The sequence below is a fragment of the Mesorhizobium muleiense genome (assembly GCF_900099905.1).
Classification (GTDB): domain Bacteria; phylum Pseudomonadota; class Alphaproteobacteria; order Rhizobiales; family Rhizobiaceae; genus Mesorhizobium; species Mesorhizobium muleiense.
Window position 1 is genome coordinate 1 of record NZ_FNEE01000025.1, and the last position, 17,120, is coordinate 17,120.

The 17,120-nt window shown below is 56.8% G+C and carries 13 protein-coding genes and 2 pseudogenes; 4 read left to right on the plus strand and 11 right to left on the minus strand.

The window, feature by feature from the left end:
* Both BLT09_RS28140 and BLT09_RS28145 read left to right on the plus strand, forming a co-directional pair.
* The coding region (locus tag BLT09_RS28140) for an aminotransferase class III-fold pyridoxal phosphate-dependent enzyme (RefSeq protein ID WP_139172701.1) at window positions 1-391 on the plus strand (391 nt) is incomplete at its 5' end.
* Between the two features lie 931 nt (window positions 392-1,322).
* Window positions 1,323-2,999: a GMC family oxidoreductase gene (locus BLT09_RS28145; RefSeq protein WP_091599432.1), complete on the plus strand. Its 1,677-nt coding sequence runs from the start codon at window positions 1,323-1,325 to the stop codon at window positions 2,997-2,999.
* 558 nt (window positions 3,000-3,557) lie between these two features.
* On the opposite strand, the gene BLT09_RS28150 is transcribed toward BLT09_RS28145, so the two are convergent.
* From BLT09_RS28150 to BLT09_RS33980, 6 genes and pseudogenes are all read right to left on the minus strand, one after another.
* Window positions 3,558-3,977: a DUF2267 domain-containing protein gene (locus BLT09_RS28150; RefSeq protein WP_091599435.1), complete on the minus strand. Its 420-nt coding sequence runs from the start codon at window positions 3,975-3,977 to the stop codon at window positions 3,558-3,560.
* A gap of 176 nt (window positions 3,978-4,153) precedes the next feature.
* Window positions 4,154-5,083, minus strand: coding sequence for a 2-oxoglutarate and iron-dependent oxygenase domain-containing protein (locus tag BLT09_RS28155; protein WP_091599567.1), 930 nt, complete (start codon window positions 5,081-5,083; stop codon window positions 4,154-4,156).
* A gap of 1,033 nt (window positions 5,084-6,116) precedes the next feature.
* Window positions 6,117-6,956, minus strand: coding sequence for a 2OG-Fe(II)-dependent halogenase WelO5 family protein (locus BLT09_RS28160; protein ID WP_091599437.1), 840 nt, complete (start codon window positions 6,954-6,956; stop codon window positions 6,117-6,119).
* On the minus strand, window positions 6,949-8,205 hold the full coding sequence (ectB, locus tag BLT09_RS28165) for a diaminobutyrate--2-oxoglutarate transaminase (protein WP_091599440.1): 1,257 nt from the start codon (window positions 8,203-8,205) through the stop codon (window positions 6,949-6,951). Before ectB ends, BLT09_RS28160 begins: the two co-directional genes overlap by 8 nt.
* 1,044 nt (window positions 8,206-9,249) lie before the next feature.
* Window positions 9,250-9,957 carry a radical SAM/SPASM domain-containing protein gene (locus BLT09_RS28170; protein WP_236473424.1) on the minus strand — a complete coding sequence of 236 codons (708 nt, stop codon included), beginning with the start codon at window positions 9,955-9,957 and terminating at the stop codon, window positions 9,250-9,252.
* 358 nt (window positions 9,958-10,315) lie between these two features.
* Window positions 10,316-10,419 (minus strand): annotated as a pseudogene (locus tag BLT09_RS33980) (1-aminocyclopropane-1-carboxylate deaminase); the annotation flags it as partial.
* A 301-nt stretch (window positions 10,420-10,720) separates the two neighbouring features.
* On the opposite strand from BLT09_RS33980, the pseudogene BLT09_RS28175 reads away from it, so the two are divergent.
* Window positions 10,721-10,913, plus strand: a pseudogene (locus BLT09_RS28175) (transposase); the annotation flags it as partial.
* A 16-nt stretch (window positions 10,914-10,929) separates the two neighbouring features.
* Here BLT09_RS28175 and BLT09_RS28180 read toward each other — a convergent pair.
* Window positions 10,930-11,772, minus strand: coding sequence for a LuxR family transcriptional regulator (locus BLT09_RS28180; protein ID WP_236473425.1), 843 nt, complete (start codon window positions 11,770-11,772; stop codon window positions 10,930-10,932).
* A gap of 600 nt (window positions 11,773-12,372) precedes the next feature.
* Between BLT09_RS28180 and BLT09_RS28185 the strand changes: the two genes are divergently transcribed.
* Window positions 12,373-14,175, plus strand: a complete 1,803-nt coding sequence (locus BLT09_RS28185; protein ID WP_091599443.1) for an ABC transporter ATP-binding protein — start codon at window positions 12,373-12,375, stop codon at window positions 14,173-14,175.
* A 727-nt stretch (window positions 14,176-14,902) separates the two neighbouring features.
* Here BLT09_RS28185 and BLT09_RS28190 read toward each other — a convergent pair.
* The 4 genes from BLT09_RS28190 to BLT09_RS28205 form a co-directional block, all read right to left on the minus strand.
* On the minus strand, window positions 14,903-15,916 hold the full coding sequence (locus tag BLT09_RS28190) for a 1-aminocyclopropane-1-carboxylate deaminase (RefSeq protein ID WP_091599447.1): 1,014 nt from the start codon (window positions 15,914-15,916) through the stop codon (window positions 14,903-14,905).
* Between the two features lie 331 nt (window positions 15,917-16,247).
* On the minus strand, window positions 16,248-16,625 hold the full coding sequence (locus BLT09_RS28195; RefSeq protein WP_091599450.1) for an exopolysaccharide production repressor protein: 378 nt from the start codon (window positions 16,623-16,625) through the stop codon (window positions 16,248-16,250).
* The gene (gene fdxB, locus BLT09_RS28200) at window positions 16,597-16,914 is read right to left on the minus strand and encodes a ferredoxin III, nif-specific (RefSeq protein WP_029356496.1); all 318 of its coding nucleotides are present in this window, start codon (window positions 16,912-16,914) and stop codon (window positions 16,597-16,599) included. Before fdxB ends, BLT09_RS28195 begins: the two co-directional genes overlap by 29 nt.
* A complete protein-coding gene (locus tag BLT09_RS28205; protein WP_091599454.1) occupies window positions 16,911-17,114 on the minus strand; it encodes a CCE_0567 family metalloprotein in 204 nt (67 codons plus the stop codon). The genes fdxB and BLT09_RS28205 overlap by 4 nt, the downstream gene beginning before the upstream one ends.
* Window positions 17,115-17,120: the final 6 nt, after the last annotated feature.

Below are 17,120 nucleotides of genomic sequence, written 5' to 3' on the forward strand. Positions count from 1 at the left end.
TCGTGCGGCTCTTGAGACTTATTGGGCTGACTCCAAGTTCGAGGAAGAAATCGGACGCAAATCCGCCATTCTGGCTGAGGAGCTCAACTTAATCATAGACGATTTCCCCAACCTCGGCCTGAGTGTACGGGGCCGCGGACTGATGTACGGACTCGTATTTCAAAAGCACCACTCATTACCTGTGCAAATCTCGCGGGAAGCTCTTCGTCGCGGCTTGGTGATCGAGACCTGTGGCGAACAGAATGAGGTACTGAAATTCCTTTTTGCTCTCACCATTGCCGAGGCTGACCTGCGCCGCGGTCTGTCAATTGTTCGCGACAGTATCAGCGCGGTGAAGAACACTATGGCGAACGCCTCACCGAAGCGACTCCACGGCATCGAACATCGATAGCTAGCAGCGCGACGTGCTGGCGGATCCGACTGAGCGAGTCCTTTAAGAGAGCCATCAACGTAGCGACGTCAGTTTCTGCGTAGAGCATTGTGAGAAATGAGACATGAGCGGGCTCACTCGTCTTCCGCGCCCCAGGAACCGAGATGCAGGTGGGAAGACTATGTTCCGGAACCGTCGCATCGGCCAGCTTTTGGATGGCTCCTCATTCGGCTTCCGGCCGCGCTGCACCAGTAATGCCCACCTCAAAGTCGACGGCGAGGATCGATCCCGCTCGCTTACGAGAGTCGCTGTTCTCGCCGCAACTCGCCTTGGCCGGGAAACTGCCACCCTACCAATACGCGTGGGGGATTTTAGCCAAAATACGCGATATACACTGTGTCGCTGTTCGACGCGCATCTCAGATGGGCACCTCGAACCGTCAGCGACCCCGAGCTGAATCGCCGTACCGGTGTTTGCGCAAAGCCGGCAGTTCGGCACGGCTGAGCTCTGGGACATGCTCATACCTTAGGGGGGAGGCGAGCCCTTAAACCAGTGAGTATATACTCATCCTAGATCGACCTAAACACATCTACAATGGCTCGCAACGTGGTAGGCAATTCACAATTGGTCAAAACTCGATGGATATGCGGAGATTGGACAGCTATTCTTGGAAACCACGAACGGATCGAACCTCCGGCCGGTGCGGTCGAAGTAGAGGCCGAGCTCTCCTGGATGAGCTTCTCCATTCCCCGAGTGGACTAAAGATCCTGCTAGAGCCCCGTGCCGCCCAACCCTTTTGGTTTGAGCGAAAGCCACGGTCTGAAGCGCGGATTAGTTCCTGAGTCACCCACTCGGCTTGCCACGTGGCCAGTTGTATTAGCGATCACATGAAGTCGCCGAACACACGCGCGGCCTGACACTTCTCCAGGGCGCAGAAAACGGGGGACCGTCTTTGTTATTCGATTATATAATTGTGGGTGGAGGTTCTTCCGGATGCGTCATGGCGAACAGGCTATCGGCTAATGGAACTCGGGTCCTGCTCATTGAGGCTGGTCCTGACTTTTGCCCCGATGCTATCCCTGATGATATCCTCGATGGCGACCCTACGAGGGCTTACTACAACCCGCGTTATCAGTGGCCCTCGCTCAGCGCAACCATAGTGCAGGATGTCAGCAGGCGTACACACTATGAGCAAGCCCGGGTCATGGGCGGGGGCTCTAGCATTAATGCTCAAGTAGCTAATCGGGGAGCCCCCGGAGACTATGACGAATGGGCGTCTTGCGGTGCGACGGGCTGGGACTGGGAAGGTGTCCTGCCATATTTCCGCCGACTAGAGTGCGATCTGGATTTTAATAATGAATTTCATGGCAACGACGGTCCATTGCCGATTAGACGCGTGAGCAAAGCAGAATGGTCCGGATTTATTCGCGCCGCTTCGAACGCTTTGGAAGATAACGGGATACCCTTTCGACCAGACTTTAATGGCGAGTTTGGAGATGGTCACTCAGTTGTTCCATTGACGAACCTCAACCGTCATCGCGTCTCAGCTGCAATGGCTTACTTGTCGCAGAGCGTCCGAGCTCGACCCAATCTGACAATCCTGCCCCGGACGACGGTGGTACGTTTAACCTGTTCAGGACGTCAAATAACTGGCGTCGAGACCGAAAGTGAGACCGGGAAGCCCTCATTTAGCGCGTCAACGGTTATCCTATGTGCCGGCGCCATCCATTCGCCGGCCTTGATGATGCGATCCGGGATCGGCCCAGCTGAACAGCTGTTAAACGTCGGCATCCCGGTCGTCGCAGATATAAAGGGTGTCGGGAAAAATCTTCAAGAGCACCCGGGCGTCGCCATCTCGGCGTATTTGAGGCAGGACGATCGCATGGCGCCTGTCGCGACCGGCTACATTCAGATGCATGCTCGTTACTCGTCAGGTTTCGAGGGCTGCCCGTCGAGCGATATGGCTATCTCAGCCCTCGCCAAGTCCGCGTGGCATCCGATCGGTAAACGCCTCGGCACCTTGGCTTTTTGGGTCAACCGCGCCTACTCGACGGGAACGGTTTCGCTCAAGAATTCTTCTCATGCTACTGAGCCGGAGGTGAACTTCAATATGTTGAGCGACAAGCGGGATGCTGAGCGGTTGAAGGAGGCGTTTCGGTTCGTAGCACAGCTGCTTCAGCACAAGGCGCTGGTGGCGCTCGCACTTGACCCATTTCCTTCTACCTGGACTGGGCGAGCAAAGCGGATTAGCAAGTACAATCGCCTTAATTTCGGGCTCACTTCCATTGTCGCCACGCTTATGGATAGTACCTCGTGGTTGCGTCGAAGCCTCATAAGATCTGTAATCACCGATGGTCATAGCGTATCAGACCTCCTCGAGAGCGACGGGCTTCTCGACCACTTTATACGCCAGAATGCCTTTGGAAACTTCCATCCGACTTCGACCTGTCGAATGGGACCTGCTCTGGAGCCAACTAGTGTCACGGATCCGTCTGGGCGCGTTCACCGAGTGTCGGGCTTAAGAGTCGCCGACGCGTCGGTGATGCCATTCTGCCCTAGAGCAAATACGAACATCCCAACAATTATGGTCGCTGAAAAGATCTCTCACGCCATACTGAATGAGCGCTAATCGAGACGTGAATGCCGTAAGGGATAGCATTATTCGGCGGAGCATTCCCAGACGTTCTGGCGCCTATCCATTGGCTCGGCGTCAGTCGGCCCTGCTCGGGACAAGTCTATATACCGCTGTGCCTAGGCCTTCATGTTCGCGATCTGTATCGCGGCACGGTAGTCGTCAGCTCTGACAAATTGCGGGGCGGGTTACTAACCCCTGCGATGCTTCGGGCAAGCAGCAGCCCTCCTGTATCAGGGATTGGAAGAGATGAATGACCTGAAGCTTCTAGCAGAAATGGAGGTGTCGGCAATTCGTCGGTCTGCCGATCGCGAACGGAAGGATCGTGGAGGGCTCAGGTTCAAGTGAACCAAGAGGCACTCCGCAACTCCGTCAGCCTTGGGCAATAGAGGTGATCGGATTAGCCCGCTGTCACAATGATTGGTTGGGCGACTTCGGGTTCGTGCTCATGGGAATCCGACACGTGAAGGAGCGCTCGAGGCGATACCGGTCAAGATGGATCGCCAGAATGCAGATACGTTGGCTTCGCGTATACGCTAATAGGGCACAAGTCTCTCAGGTTGGCCAAAGGTCATGCAGAACTCTCGGAGTTGCAGCCTTGGCCTCTTCGATCTCTGCTGCAGACAAACGGTCCGCCAATTGGCCTAGGACGGAGCGGGCGACCTCTTCCGGATCCACTGCCGGGTCGCGGTGGACGCCGTCGTGGATCCGATCGAGAAACGAATTCCGGTTTCTGGCTATGGCCCGTCGGCCGGGGTGCCAACCCTCGTAATAAAAGCCGCGCAGTAAGGCTGGCAGCTGCGCACCCATGTACACGGCCTCGTCCCGACCCAGGCAGTCGCGCAGGGCGTGCAGCGTTGCAATCAAAGCTAGGAAAACCCGCTCGCGATCATGCCAACGAAGTCTCCACGCCAGATCGCTGACCCAATTCTGGGTCGCCTGCAATGCATAGGTGAGATCATGACTCACGAACATGAGTATCTTTCTGTTCTTGAAGGTTGTCTAAGGGCTGCAAGGACCATGACTAGACGGCTTCCGTCCGCCCGCCGCCGCGCTATACGCGCGACGCGGGATTTTGCGTGAGTTCTCCCAGCGTGTCACCCCGAGGTGGTCGTCGCATGAGTTTAGGCAGCCTGAGGACACCGGACACTTTACTGCAACTCTCGGGCGCGCCCGGCGCCATTCCCTGTCTCGACTGACTCGTAATTGCGCAGCATCATTTCCGCGACACTGAAGGTGTGGCGCCCTTCCCGCGAAGTCAGGCGCGCGTCGACGTCGGGATAGATAAAGAAGGGAAGCGAAATTCGGTCGGTCAGACCATTGTGCGCGACCTGATGCGGCGTACTCTTGAAGCGGTCGTCGCTCAAAGCCTGAAGCATATCGCCCAAATTGACTACGAGACTGTCGGGCAGGCTCGGCACTGGCATCCAGCGCCCGCGCAACCACACCTGCAACGACCGGGTGGGGAGTTCCTCCTGCAGCAGCAGCGTGAAGAAGCCACCATCGGTGTGCTTGGCGCACGTGCCGCCGCGAGCTGGATACCGAATTACGCGTTGCTCGAGCGTCGGCGGGCTGAAATACCGTTGGAACCAGCCCTGTTCCAAACCGATCACGTCGGCAAGCGCGGTTCCGAGCTGCGGGACGACTTCGCGGAGCACGGTAGCCTGCAAGGCAAGCAGGCTTCGCGCGAAACCAGGAGCCAAAGCCTCATCCGGAAACAGTGTGCTCCCCGCAAACGGACGCCGATCGCCTTCGTTGTCGATTCCGAGATCGAACACTTCCTTTGGATCGCGGCCGGCCTCAGGATGCAGGATTTCGCCGTACAGCGGACTGTATCCACGTGCGATAGTGGGGTACACGTTTTGTGCGGCGTGACCGAAGCGTTCCTTTGTAGCCAGTGGCAACGCGAAGAACCGCCGGGACGCGTCGATGGCATCCGCGATCTGTTCCTTCGGGATTCCGTGCTCGATAAGGTAGAAGAACCCGGACACCTCGCATGCATTGCCTAAGCGCTGTTGCTCTTCATGTCGCGTCGCATCGGCAGACAGTTTCGCCAATGAGATTTGCGGTAGCGTGGTCATAGTCATCCTCCGTCTGTATCGGCGCCCCCTGTTGGGCTCCTGGAAAATCTCGCAACTCAGTTTCTGCCTAAGTAAAATAAAAGAATGAGACCCCCTGATCCAGTTAACTTATGGGATCAATATCACGTTATTGGGGGCCAATTCAACAAATTATATATTAAAAATATAATACAATTTCGTTATCATGTTTTGAAACAACATCAATATTGTAGGTGATTTTCGCCTACTTTTACCTCCGGGGTAGCGCCAAGTACATTTCCTGGTATGCGAAGCTTATCACGGCCATGGACTTCTGTTTCAAGAGCCAACCGGACAGGAACTGACGTTTGAGTTTTCCCGCCGTAAGACAGACTGGCAATTGCTCGCGAGGTATTCGGCCTCTCCTCTGCGGGGCGACCAGGAGTCAGGCCAGCTTTCACTCAGTCGGAGCGACCTTTCGAGAAATCCTTCAAAAACTGAGAATCTAAGATTGTTTCGTTATATTGAGCCATCTTTAAAGTGTGTCGATGGTGCCTTCCACCCAAGCCGTCAGCCGCGGATAGCGAGGCAACCATTTGGCAAGTCACGCGGGGAGATCGGTCTTGGCACGGCGAGATCGATAGTGCGTTCGACGGGAGGTGGCGCGCCATGATGCATGAGAATATTCCGGCCCAATCTCTACCGTGCTGACTTACCAGGGCAGACGCTTTACGCACGCGACGGGGCCGGAGGCGAGGGATCCAAGGCGTTCATCTCAGTGGGATGGTCAATGGCTTTTCAACCGGTCAAAGCTATGACGCCGCAGTCGTCGCGGATCGCAAGAAAGAATTCGTGCGACGATCCACATGTTTCTTTCCCTGCTTCGGAGGCCGGCCCCTTGCAAGCAACGATGTCCTCGTTGGAACTCACGCCACGAGTGATCTTCTTTCTACATCAATTAGGATGGACTCTAATTGCAGCTAGAGGAAATCACCCGTGGCAAGTCCCCCGTGACGAAGGATGCTCACGCTTTAACTGCCGGCTAAATCCGGTCGGTCGCTGCGACATTCCTATTTCAGGTCCACCAGAGAACAAGATCAGGCCGGGCAAATCCGAAAAAGCAATTCAGCAGCACGCGACGCTTTCCGTTGCCTGATTGACCGGTAACCCCGTGAACGAAGCCGCCATCGATTAGGGCGATATCCCCGGTTTTGAGCTCGAACTCGCGGCAAGGGACGGCCTCCAGATAGGCTGCCGAATAGGGATATCCAGTGGTCTCCACACCTTGCGATAGCCGGTCCGCAACCGTCGGCTTGTGGCTCCAGAGCTTCAGATTGCCGCCTTCCTCAGGCATGCTGGGATAGAAGTTGAGTGCTGCGACAGTGTTGTGCGCCACCGAAGAAAGCTCGTAATCATCGCCAGCACGTAGGACTTGAGCGACATCGTCGTGTGGATCCAAGGAAAACGTGCCTGAGCCCGACCAACTGAGAGCGCGACAAACATTGGCCTGGCCGTGTTCGGAACGGGCCAGCCGCAATTCGATGCCCTGGTTGTGAAGCTCTCGCTTCAACGCCCCGAATACTGCTCGAACCGGGTCAACCAAACTCTTAAAAAGGGCATCGACGTACGGCCGCGCGTTTTCGGCGTCTGCGAAATAGGTGGCTGCATCCTTCCTGTAGTGAGATGCGCCGACATATTGTCCGGGCACACCATCTTTACGCTCTCTGAGACCGGAGCTTCCAATAAAGTTCGTAGTGATCTCCTCGGCTACTTCGGTGCTGAAAGCTTGCTTGATGTGCAGAGCGGTGAGCTCACCTTTCAGGACCGAGATGATCTCCGCCGTGTTGATCGACCCGGTCCGTTCTTTGATCGAAACCGGCGAGATGGCTGGCACTTGAGATATCTGACTAGGCATTGTCTTGCTCCTGTAGTGCGTGTTCAAGGATGGTGATGCCACGATCGAGTTCGGCATCGGTGATGGTTATCGGCGGGAGGACTTTGATAACGTCGCGATTTGGCCCCGAGGATTCGATAAGAAGGCCATTTTCGAATGCGACATCGTGCACGCGGCCGACCACTGCCGGTGAACGGCATTTCAGGCCGGCCATCAGACCGCGGCCGCGCTTCTGTTCGATGTATCTTGGAAATTTCGCAACGAGGCGGGCGAGGTGCGTTTGCAGCCTGACGGCTGTCCGCTCGACACCTGCGGTAAATCGTTTATCCGACCACATTTTGCACATGGCTCCTGCCGTTACGAAGGCGAAATTGTTGCCTCTGAAGGTCCCGCTATGTTCTCCGGGCTTCCATATGTCCAAGTCGGGTCGAATCAGAACGATGGACAGCGGGCTACCTGAACCGCTTAGGGACTTGGAAAGACACACAATGTCCGGTTCGATTTTTGCGGACTCGAATGAAAAGAAATCGCCAGTTCGGCCGGCACCCGCCTGAATATCGTCGACGATAAAAACAATGCCGTGAGTACGGCAAATGCGCTGAATTTCCGTGAGCCAAGCTGCAGATGCGGCGTTCATGCCGCCTTCCGCCTGGATCGTCTCCAGAATGATTGCGGCAGGCTTTTCTATACCGCTCCCCGCGTCGCTCAAAACGTGGTCGATGTAACTGGCGGAATCGAAAGCTTGGCTCGGATAGCCGTCATAGGGAACACGGATCACATCGTGGCGAGCAACGCCTCCCAGTTCCCTGGTTGAGGCCGAGCCCGACACCGCCAGAGAGCCGAGCGACATGCCGTGGAACGCATTCGTAAAGGCCATGACGCTCGAGCGGCCGGTGTATTTTCGCGCCAGCGCCAGCGCCGCTTCGTTGGCGTTCGTGCCGGTCGGCCCGGGAAACTGAATCTTGTACGAAAGGCCTCTGGGTTTCAGGATCCAATCGACGAACCCTTCAATGAAGTCACGCTTTGCCGCCGTATGCATATCAAGCGACAGAAGAATGTTCTCACCGAAGAGATATTCAATCGCTGGCGCCATAATATCCGGATTGTTGTGCCCGTAATTGAGCGCCCCGGACCCAACGAGGAAGTCGATATATGCTTTACCGGTCTCGTCCCAGATGGTGGCCCCAAGTGCCCTCGCAAAGACCGCGGGGAACGCCCGGCAATAACGACGAACGTTAGATTCATGGGCCGTGAAAGCGTCGGTGTTCATATTGATTCCTCTGCACATAGTCGTTCAAAGAAGAGAGCTGTTTAATGGCTAGTGGTTTGCGGCCGATGTTCGTCGTTTAACATTGCAGCAGAATACCAGAGGAAGCTTTGGTTGGTCTGGTGATGCCGCGATCATCATCGTTGGTTGCGTTGCCCTCCATTCGGGTGCCTTCGGAGAATTTGCTCCAACAAGATGGCTTCTATAGCTTCCGCGAAAGCACCGATACTACGATATCGGGTAGTTGACGTATGCCATCGCCTACCCATAGCGTCTCCGGACAATGAATGAGTCCAAGGACGATTAGCAGGGTCGCGTCGCCAGAGGTTGTGTAGCTCGGCGGCAGCGAAGCCGCTCGCGAGCGCGCTCCTCAATAGCGCCGTAGCGAGCGAGCGGCTTTGCGGCGGTCATCAATATTCGCCGTTCAACCTCGGGCTGCGGACACCAACCTGATTCATTTGATGACCGATGACACAGCGAAAGCCGCGCTCTCTTAGAGAAGACTGCGGATTCCGATCTCTTGCGCGAGATGATTGGCCCGAGCCGCCGGATCAAGAGGGCGGGGCCGTGGGCGCCCTTGACGGAAAGCCCGTTCGTAGGCCAGGCGGAAGCAACCGGGAGAGGCGCGGGCGAAGGGCCGCATCGGTGTCGAGAACGTCCACTACCGCGACGGCAACCATCCCCGGCCGCCGCTGGGGCTGCTGCCTTCAGGCGAGTCGAAAAGGAGATCGTCTGGGAGGGTGAAGGCGTTGGTTGACGAGGTGGCCGTGAGTAGGCAATCCAGCGCTGATCGGGATCGACGAACGCTGTGTCCGTCCGACCCGAGGTTGACCAGTGAGCGGGGTTACCTCAAGGCAGGCAGGCCGACAAGCTCGGTTGGAAGGCGAAAACCACTTTCGATGAGCTCGTCTTCGAAATGCTCGAGGCCGACTGCCGCGCCTACGGGATCATGCGCGCGTCACGCGAAAACACGATGGCGTCGCGGGCAGGTGCATTTGTCGTGGGGCCATCCACATTGCCAGGCACGCCCTCTCGGCCGGCATCCACTCAGGTCCGGTCGTTAGGGTCGGCGAATTCACACATCCTGCAAAGCAGAAAACCATCCGCTCCATTCATCCGATCGACGATTTCGCGAAAAACTGGCTTTTCAAACAGCGCGGAATAACCCTCATATAGAAGGTTGCCCAATACGTGACGCCGCTCAAAATCCATGGAGCACAGGGTAACGTCGCCGTTTGGAAGAAGAACATTCCGATACTGTCGTTCGTCCACGCAGGTTAGGGCTCCGACCACTGACTGGCGTGGTGCAACGATCTTAGGGTCGACGCTTCCACCCCTACTGCTCATGGGCCGCGCTTTTAACAGTGCTTCGGTTGGAATAATGTCGGCTATATCTGGGTGGGGCTCGCCCAAAGCCACGAACCGGATCAAGGGGATATCCGCGTCGACGAGTTGACGAACCAGATCGCGATACTTGTCTCCGACCAGGCGGCTGTTCATGTAGGTGCCATCATCGAAAACATGAACCACGAATACGCCTAAGCGCAAGGCTTGCAATCGTTGCAGGTCCTGCCCGTTCATTCCCACCAGCGTCGTAAAAATCCTGATGCCATGGCCTTTGGCGAAGGCGTGCTCCACCATTTCGGTGCAGTCCGGTTTGAGCCAAGGTTCGGAGTATCCCGCAAAACCAATGTCGACGGAAGTCGGTACGCGGGCCACACCGCTTGAAATCTTCAAGACCCAGATGACTCGCATGAGACACTTTTCTTTGCCGGACCGCGAACTTGTCCTGGGGACAATATGAACATCCTACGATGCATCCCGTGGTCGTCGTTATCTCCAAAACCCTGCCGGCTGTGTTTGCTAAGCGAAGTTCCGGCAAAATCACTGGTGACGACTCCCATCTACTTACGTCGAAGCGCCACGATGGTGTGCCTTTGGCTTTCTGGCACCGCCTGCTGATCTACTGAGGCAACGCGGCCATCTACCCTTTTGGCAGCCTACGCCGCCCGGTTCGCCGATTTGCCGGGCCGACTCTTCACAAACTTCGAGCGCGTCGGACCAGAGACAGCATTGCATCTTTCGAGGCATCACTCGCTCCGGAGATGTAGCCTCAACCGTTGATCGCTGGCCCGCCGCCGAGATGCGCGCACAGCACGCTCGAACCCGCCGGAAAGAAGCTTTCTGGATGAGGTCGATCATCCCTTTCATCGAGCGAGTTCCGTGTTCTCATGCGGGTCAGCCCGCAATAGTGCCGCAGCTCAACCAGCAAAGGCCGTGCCAGTGCGCCTGGCGCGCAGTTACTGCGTGATAGGCTTCGAAAAGCCCGACAGGCTAAGACGTTCCGCTGTTTTGAACCCGACATGTTTTCTGACGGCTGTCAGATTTTGGACACACATCACTCATGCGTCAGTCGCTTAAGACGGAATGGTGTGCTGAGTTCTGCAAATTCGCTGAGAGTGGGCAGTCATGACAAGGTGGTGTTCAACGTCACCGATTCCCTGGAAGGAACGCCGCCATGATCAAGACAGAAAGTAAGACCGGCAGCGCTGCCGTCAAAGACATTCTGCTTTGGAACCGGGATAGATTGAACGAGGTGATCCGCGCGGTGATGCAGGTGCTCGAGGCCGAGATGGACGAGGCGCTGGGTGCTTCGAAAGAGCGAGCGCACGCCGGAGCGTCTCGGCTATCACTCGCGCTACTACGGGCGGAGAACTACCTGCGCACCTATTGCGGTTCGATAATCCCAAGTTTCGACGCCTTTACAGCAGCTAATGTTCTGCTGGTCGAATCCAACTTCCGCATCACGTTTTTTAGATGGAAATCTACGGTATATCGCGATATCCCTAAAATAGTTCCGATGTCCCATGACGATTTTCCTTGTGACACCAAATCAATGCACTGTATTTCTCTCGGAGACAGGTTATGAACTTGCTCCGACGCAGTCGTAGTGTCGAACTTCGTAACCATCAGATGAAACCGTAGCGCGGCCATTTGCAGGTAAGTGATCGCTCTATTTTGCAATTCGCAGTCCGAGGATTGAGCAAAACTCATAAACCTAAAGCTGTCAGCAGGGCCATGTAATGGGACGGTAACGCCTGACCTCAAGCCGAATGTTGCTGCTTCGTCCAAGACGCGGCGTCCATCTTCAGTTATGCTTTCATCGGTATACACCTCGCTCCATCGAAAGGCCCCTGCCTCCTTTCGACCTTTCTTGATGAGTGGGTCTATTTTGGCATAGCCCATTCTCAAGTAGCGCTCCTGCCATTCAGCAGGATAATTCCACATCACCACAGAATCCTGTCGGTTCGGCTTGAAAACCCTCTGTTTTGATGCGAGCGGGCCATAGGCAATCCACGGGCAATCGAACTTCAGCGCAAACGCGGACAACAGTTCGAACAACTGTTCGGATTGAGCGATATCATCAGTCATGTCGAGGAATAGACCAAACTCGAGCTCAATCCGCGGCACGATCTCTCCTTCAGTTGCTTTCTCATTGGTGCACAGCTCCAGCCCAGCATCGCAACATGCGTAGTGCGCAGGAATCGACAGCCGGAGTTTCTTCCGCACCTAAAGACGTACCCTCAAGAGTCGTGCCACCTTGCGAGCGGAGCTTTCTTCAGGTTGTAAACCGACTGGAGCAAGGTACCCAGGAGGCGAACCGAACAGCACTGTGTCGGGGAGCGCACAATCCGACAGTCGAGCATTCGATTGACGGAATATGGGCAGGAAAGTATTCGCGGCGCGTTTTTGAAATCAGCACCTAAGCCCCGAGCACTTGAGAAAGCTGCGTTGCAATTGTACTTATTTGATCGAGGCAACGTGATGCACCACGTGATTACCGGCACACGCTCCGCTTATTGGGTAGAGAAAGAACAAGTTCAACATTCAATCGATACATCGGCCCTTCTTTTCCAATCTTCCCCGAGTTGGGGAAGCCATAGCAATCGTATTCGACTGGATCGCGGCTGACTTTCTCCAGGCTCGGTAACCTGCTGAATTTGTCCTTCGGCTGTTCCCGCTCAGTTGGCACGACTTTTGAACCCCACCGTCGTGAGGCGGCAGGAGCTGCCCGCCAAAATTGATGCTGTTGTGGGGGAGGTCGAAAATTCCAGTTTTGTCATTTAACTTCTTTGGGACCGAGCGTGTCGATGCGCCCGCTTGGAAACTATGAAACGTTTCCCCGTCCATGGGCGCGACGCCACTTGTCGCGACGTTTTCGCCTTTACTGTCCGCCACTGGAGCCGGCAGCCGGTGCGGCTCGCGATCATCATGGCCGCGGTGCTTGCCTCCACGCTCGTCGACGTGCTGTTGCCGGTCTATTCTGGCCGTCTCATCGACGCTGTTTCTCGTGCTGCTAACGCGGCAGCACCAGCCCGGGATTCAGCTGTTGCAGCATTCTCTGTACCGATTGCGCTAGCGCTCGCTGCCATTGCCATGCGCCACATCGCCTTCATTGGCATTAACGACCTTTTGCTGAAGATGATGTCCGATGTCGCGAACGAAGCTTTCCATCATGTCCAGCGCTTTTCGACAGACTGGCATGCGAACAGCTTCGCCGGCTCGACAGTGCGCAAAATAACGCGCGGCATGTCGGCGCTCGACCTCCTAAACAGCACTATACTAGTCGCGCTGTTCCCGTCGTTTGTCATCTTGATCGGCTCGACGGTGCTGCTCGGCTGGCACTGGCTGGTCATGGGCGTGATCTTTACATGCGGCTCTCTGATCTATCTTGCATTCTCGATTTCGCTGTCGCTCAGCTATGTCGCGCCGGCGGCGAGCCTTGCTAACAGATGGGACACAAGGCTAGGCGGCGCGCTAGCGGACGCGGTCAGTTGCAACGCTGTGGTCAAAGCCTTCGGTGCAGAGATCCGCGAAGACGAGCGCCTTGCAAATATCATGACCAAATGGCGGCACCGCACGCGCCGGAGTTGGGTGCGGGTAACGATCATCGGCTCAACCCAAGGCGTCACTTTGGTTGCGCTCAGGGTGGCGGTGATCGGATACGCCTTGCTTCTGTGGTCGCATGGACAGGCAACGCCGGGCGAGATAGCATATGTTCTCACGTCCTTCATCGTCTTACAGGGCTATCTGCGTGATGCTGGCCTGCATGTACGCAACGTGCAGCGCTCGGTTAATGAACTGGAAGAACTGGTGGCCATCCACAATCAGCAGCTGGATGTTGCGGATCGACCAGAGGCCAAGCCGATCCGGATCACGAAGGGCCGTATCGATTTCGAGAACGTCCACTTCCGCTACGCCAACCATCCCCTGCCGATCTATAGCGAATGTTCGCTGTCGATTGAAGCTGGCGAAAGGGTTGGGTTGGTTGGACCCTCCGGTTCCGGCAAGACAACATTCGTGAAGCTCATCCAGAGACTCTACGACCTGAGCGGCGGCCGGATCCTGATAGACGGCCAGGACGTCTCCGAGGTGACCCAAGAGTCGCTCCGTTCGCAGATCGCGATAGTGCAGCAGGAGCCTATCCTGTTTCACAGGTCGCTTGCCGAGAACATCGCCTATGGCCGGCCTGGCGCGAGCCAGGCCGAGATCGAGCAAGCGGCACGGCTGGCCAGTGCGCACGACTTCATCGCGCCCCTGCCGAAGGGCTATGGGACATTGGTCGGCGAAAGGGGTTTGAAGCTCTCCGGCGGCGAGCGCCAGCGCGTGGCGATCGCGCGCGCCTTCCTCGCGAACGCGCCGATCCTTATCCTGGATGAGGCCACATCGAGCCTCGATTCGGAATCCGAGGTGCTCATTCAACAAGCGGTGGATCGGTTGATGGTGGGTCGAACCACACTCGTCATCGCACACCGGCTGTCGACAGTCCGCTCGCTCGATCGGCTGCTCGTCTTCGATCGTGGCCGCATCATGGAGGACGGCGATCATGCCGCGCTGATCGATCTCGATGGTGGCATTTACCGCCGCCTCTTCGAACGGCAGGCGTTGGAACTAGCGAAGGGCCTGGCCTGAGCGCCAACCGGGTTGCGCGATGCGCCGAGCCGTTGCCGGAGAGGCGTGTGGCAGTGAGGCCTTACCGACGAGCGGCGGGCGTTACGGCCGGCAAAACCAGCACGGCCGGAACTGTCCGCCAAGCGGGCGGGCGGGAATGCACCACGTCTAAGCTTCGGCGAATGCGCGCAGTTACACCCGGGCACCGAATTGTCGCGCCTCACGGCGAACGCACCAAAAGGGCGGGAATCTCGACGGTCATTTGGGTCCGGGAAGTTGTGCGGACCTCGCCGTTACCCACATTTCGCCAAAGGAAGCGAAGTCAACGCACATTGAAGAGGGCGGTGCTTCCGGCCGGCTGGGAGCCCTGTCGCTGGCCCACCTGCCGCACACGCCGGCCACGTCAACGCATCAAACTCCCTTCGGTTCGCAAAGTCGTCCCTCGGAGACCCGGAAGCGCAGGAGCTCCGACCGCAGTCCTCGCTCAACTCTCGCCATCTGCTCCGGGGGATTGGATTCCGTTCCCTTGCTAACAGAGTGGCAGCTGAGCACGAACTCGCCGGCCTCGTGTCTTTCTACGGCCAACGGCATAGGAAGAGATTGGATTCGCCGGCCCTCTGCGGAGCGAATGAACAGTTCTACAGATCATCGACGTCCGCGAAATTGACCTCGGCCTTTCCGGCCCAGCGCTGAACAGTGCTATGCACGTCCGGTACGGCAGGACGGCGGAATCGTAGTCTGCCGAACGTTAGCCGTTGCGAAAGGTGTAGCCGTACCCGTTGATCGCCGGGGCGCCACCGAGATGTGCGTAGAGGACCCTCGATCCATCTGGAAAGAAGCCCCTCTGGACGAGATCCATCATCCCTTGCATCGATTTGCCCTCGTAAACGGGATCGGTAATCATGCCCTCGAGCCGCGCGCACAGACGGATTGCCTCTTTGGTTTCCTCCGATGGAACGCCATAACGCGGATACGCGTAGTCCTCGAGCAATACCACGTCTTCCTCCACAAGTTCCGTCCCGAGATCGACGAGCATCGCTGTATGTTGGGCTATGCCAAGCACCTGCGCCTTGGTCTTGGCGGGGGTGGCAGAGGCATCGATACCGATCACGTTGCGATGTCGACCGTCCTTGGCGAACCCGACGAGCATGCCGCCGTGGGTTGAACCAGTCACCGTACAGACGACGATATAGTCGAAGGCAAACCCAAGCTGCTTTTCCTGGGCGCGCACCTCCTCAGCGAACCCCACATAGCCCAGGCCGCCGTATTTGTGGACAGAGGCGCCGGCCGGTATCGCATAGGGCCTGCCGCCCCTTGCCTTGACCTCATAAAGTGCCTTTTCCCAGCTGCGGCGGATGCCGATGTCAAAGCCCTCGTCAACCAGGCGCACCTCTGCCCCCATGATGCGGCTCAAGAGGATATTGCCGACCCGGTCGTAGACGGCATCATCATGTGGGACCCAGCTCTCCTGGACCAGGAGGCATTTCATGCCGATCTTGGCGGCGACCGCAGCGACCATGCGCGTATGGTTGGACTGCACGCCACCGATTGTGACGAGCGTATCGGCATCTGACGCGATCGCGTCGGGCACAATGTATTCGAGCTTGCGCAGCTTGTTTCCGCCGAACGCGAGACCGGAGTTGCAGTCCTCGCGTTTGGCGTAGATTTCCACCTTGTCGCCCAGATGCTTGCCGAGGCGGTCGAGCCTCTCGATCGGCGTGGGCCCAAAGGTGAGCGGATAACGTTCGAATTTTTCCAGCATCCTCTCTCCAGCAAAAAAGTACCTGAACCGGCTACGCACCGGTCAGCCCAAGGGTGCGTGTGATCAAAGCCACCCGTCTTTCGAAGCGGGTGCAGAAGACGTTCATCGTTATTGCAGCACCGAGTTTGTCATTGCGACAAGCAGACCGCATCCAGCGTGCTGCGATGACTCTTATGTGCCTAATCGACCAACCACCCGCATCTCCCGGCCTAAGGGCAAACCGAATGTGGTCGCGTCTTAGCCGAACACAGATTCCCTATACGATCAACTCAGTCATCAGAGGGTGACCAAAATTGGTGTGGGTCTGAGCACTGATCCTGTCATCCGCGCATCAAAGCAGCAGCACATGCTGGGCATTCGACCATAAGCCGGGACAACAGCTGAAAATTTCATTCCGCAGCTGATCAGAGTCAGGCGACTGATACCGAGCTTCCCTGGAACCATTGACATGCTGGCCCATGTGGCGAGTTCCACGAGCTCGGCTAGACCGCCAGATCAGAAAGAGCACGGTGTCGAGATAGCCGGCCTGAAGCAGCAGCGAACAGGCCAGCGTCGTGACGACTGCCACATGGGTCCAATGCGAAGCGAAGTAAACCATCGACGCATTGCTGCACAGGACCAGCCCCACGAGCCGACAAAAGATATGAAGTGCAACGCCGTTCTCCTGGTTTTTCGCCAGATCATGTTGCGAGCTCGTCGGCCGCAACATGCGTCTGGCAGTTCTTGGGGCAGACGCGGGCGCAGGCTCCGCAGCCGATGCAGCGGCCGGCATTGTCAACAACCATGATCATGCGATTGAGCTCGCCATCGAAATCGTCATCCTCGTCATTGCAGGGGCCGAGGATTTCACCCGCGTCATCGACGCCGTGAAGATGCATGACATCGCGCGAGCAGACCTTGAAACAACGGCCGCAGCCGATGCAGGTCTTGCTATCGATGAAGGTCAGGTACGACGGCATCCAAATGGAGCCGTCACGGGTGGTGAATGTGCGCATCATCCTAAATTCTTCATTGAAGCGAGTTCTCTCTTGGCAACGTCCAACTCGGCATAAACGGCGTGGGTTTTCTCGGCGACATCCTGTATGTCGGCCCACTTTTTCGGCAGACCCTCGACAAGGTCCTGCAATGCCATCTTGGCAATAGCTGCACGCAACTGGAGCTTTCGGACTTTCTTCCTCATCTTATCTAGGTCTGACATAGATCC

Bases quoted from the DNA above. Each gene is read 5' to 3' on its own strand.
- BLT09_RS28190 (WP_091599447.1), bottom strand. From the start codon at position 15,916: ATGCTGGAAAAATTCGAACGTTATCCGCTCACCTTTGGGCCCACGCCG.
- BLT09_RS28195 (WP_091599450.1), bottom strand. From the start codon at position 16,625: ATGTTGCGGCCGACGAGCTCGCAACATGATCTGGCGAAAAACCAGGAG.
- BLT09_RS28185 (WP_091599443.1), top strand. From the start codon at position 12,373: ATGAAACGTTTCCCCGTCCATGGGCGCGACGCCACTTGTCGCGACGTT.
- BLT09_RS28160 (WP_091599437.1), bottom strand. From the start codon at position 6,956: ATGCCTAGTCAGATATCTCAAGTGCCAGCCATCTCGCCGGTTTCGATC.
- BLT09_RS28150 (WP_091599435.1), bottom strand. From the start codon at position 3,977: ATGTTCGTGAGTCATGATCTCACCTATGCATTGCAGGCGACCCAGAAT.
- BLT09_RS28155 (WP_091599567.1), bottom strand. From the start codon at position 5,083: ATGACCACGCTACCGCAAATCTCATTGGCGAAACTGTCTGCCGATGCG.
- fdxB (WP_029356496.1), bottom strand. From the start codon at position 16,914: ATGATGCGCACATTCACCACCCGTGACGGCTCCATTTGGATGCCGTCG.
- ectB (WP_091599440.1), bottom strand. From the start codon at position 8,205: ATGAACACCGACGCTTTCACGGCCCATGAATCTAACGTTCGTCGTTAT.
- BLT09_RS28170 (WP_236473424.1), bottom strand. From the start codon at position 9,957: ATGCGAGTCATCTGGGTCTTGAAGATTTCAAGCGGTGTGGCCCGCGTA.
- BLT09_RS28205 (WP_091599454.1), bottom strand. From the start codon at position 17,114: ATGTCAGACCTAGATAAGATGAGGAAGAAAGTCCGAAAGCTCCAGTTG.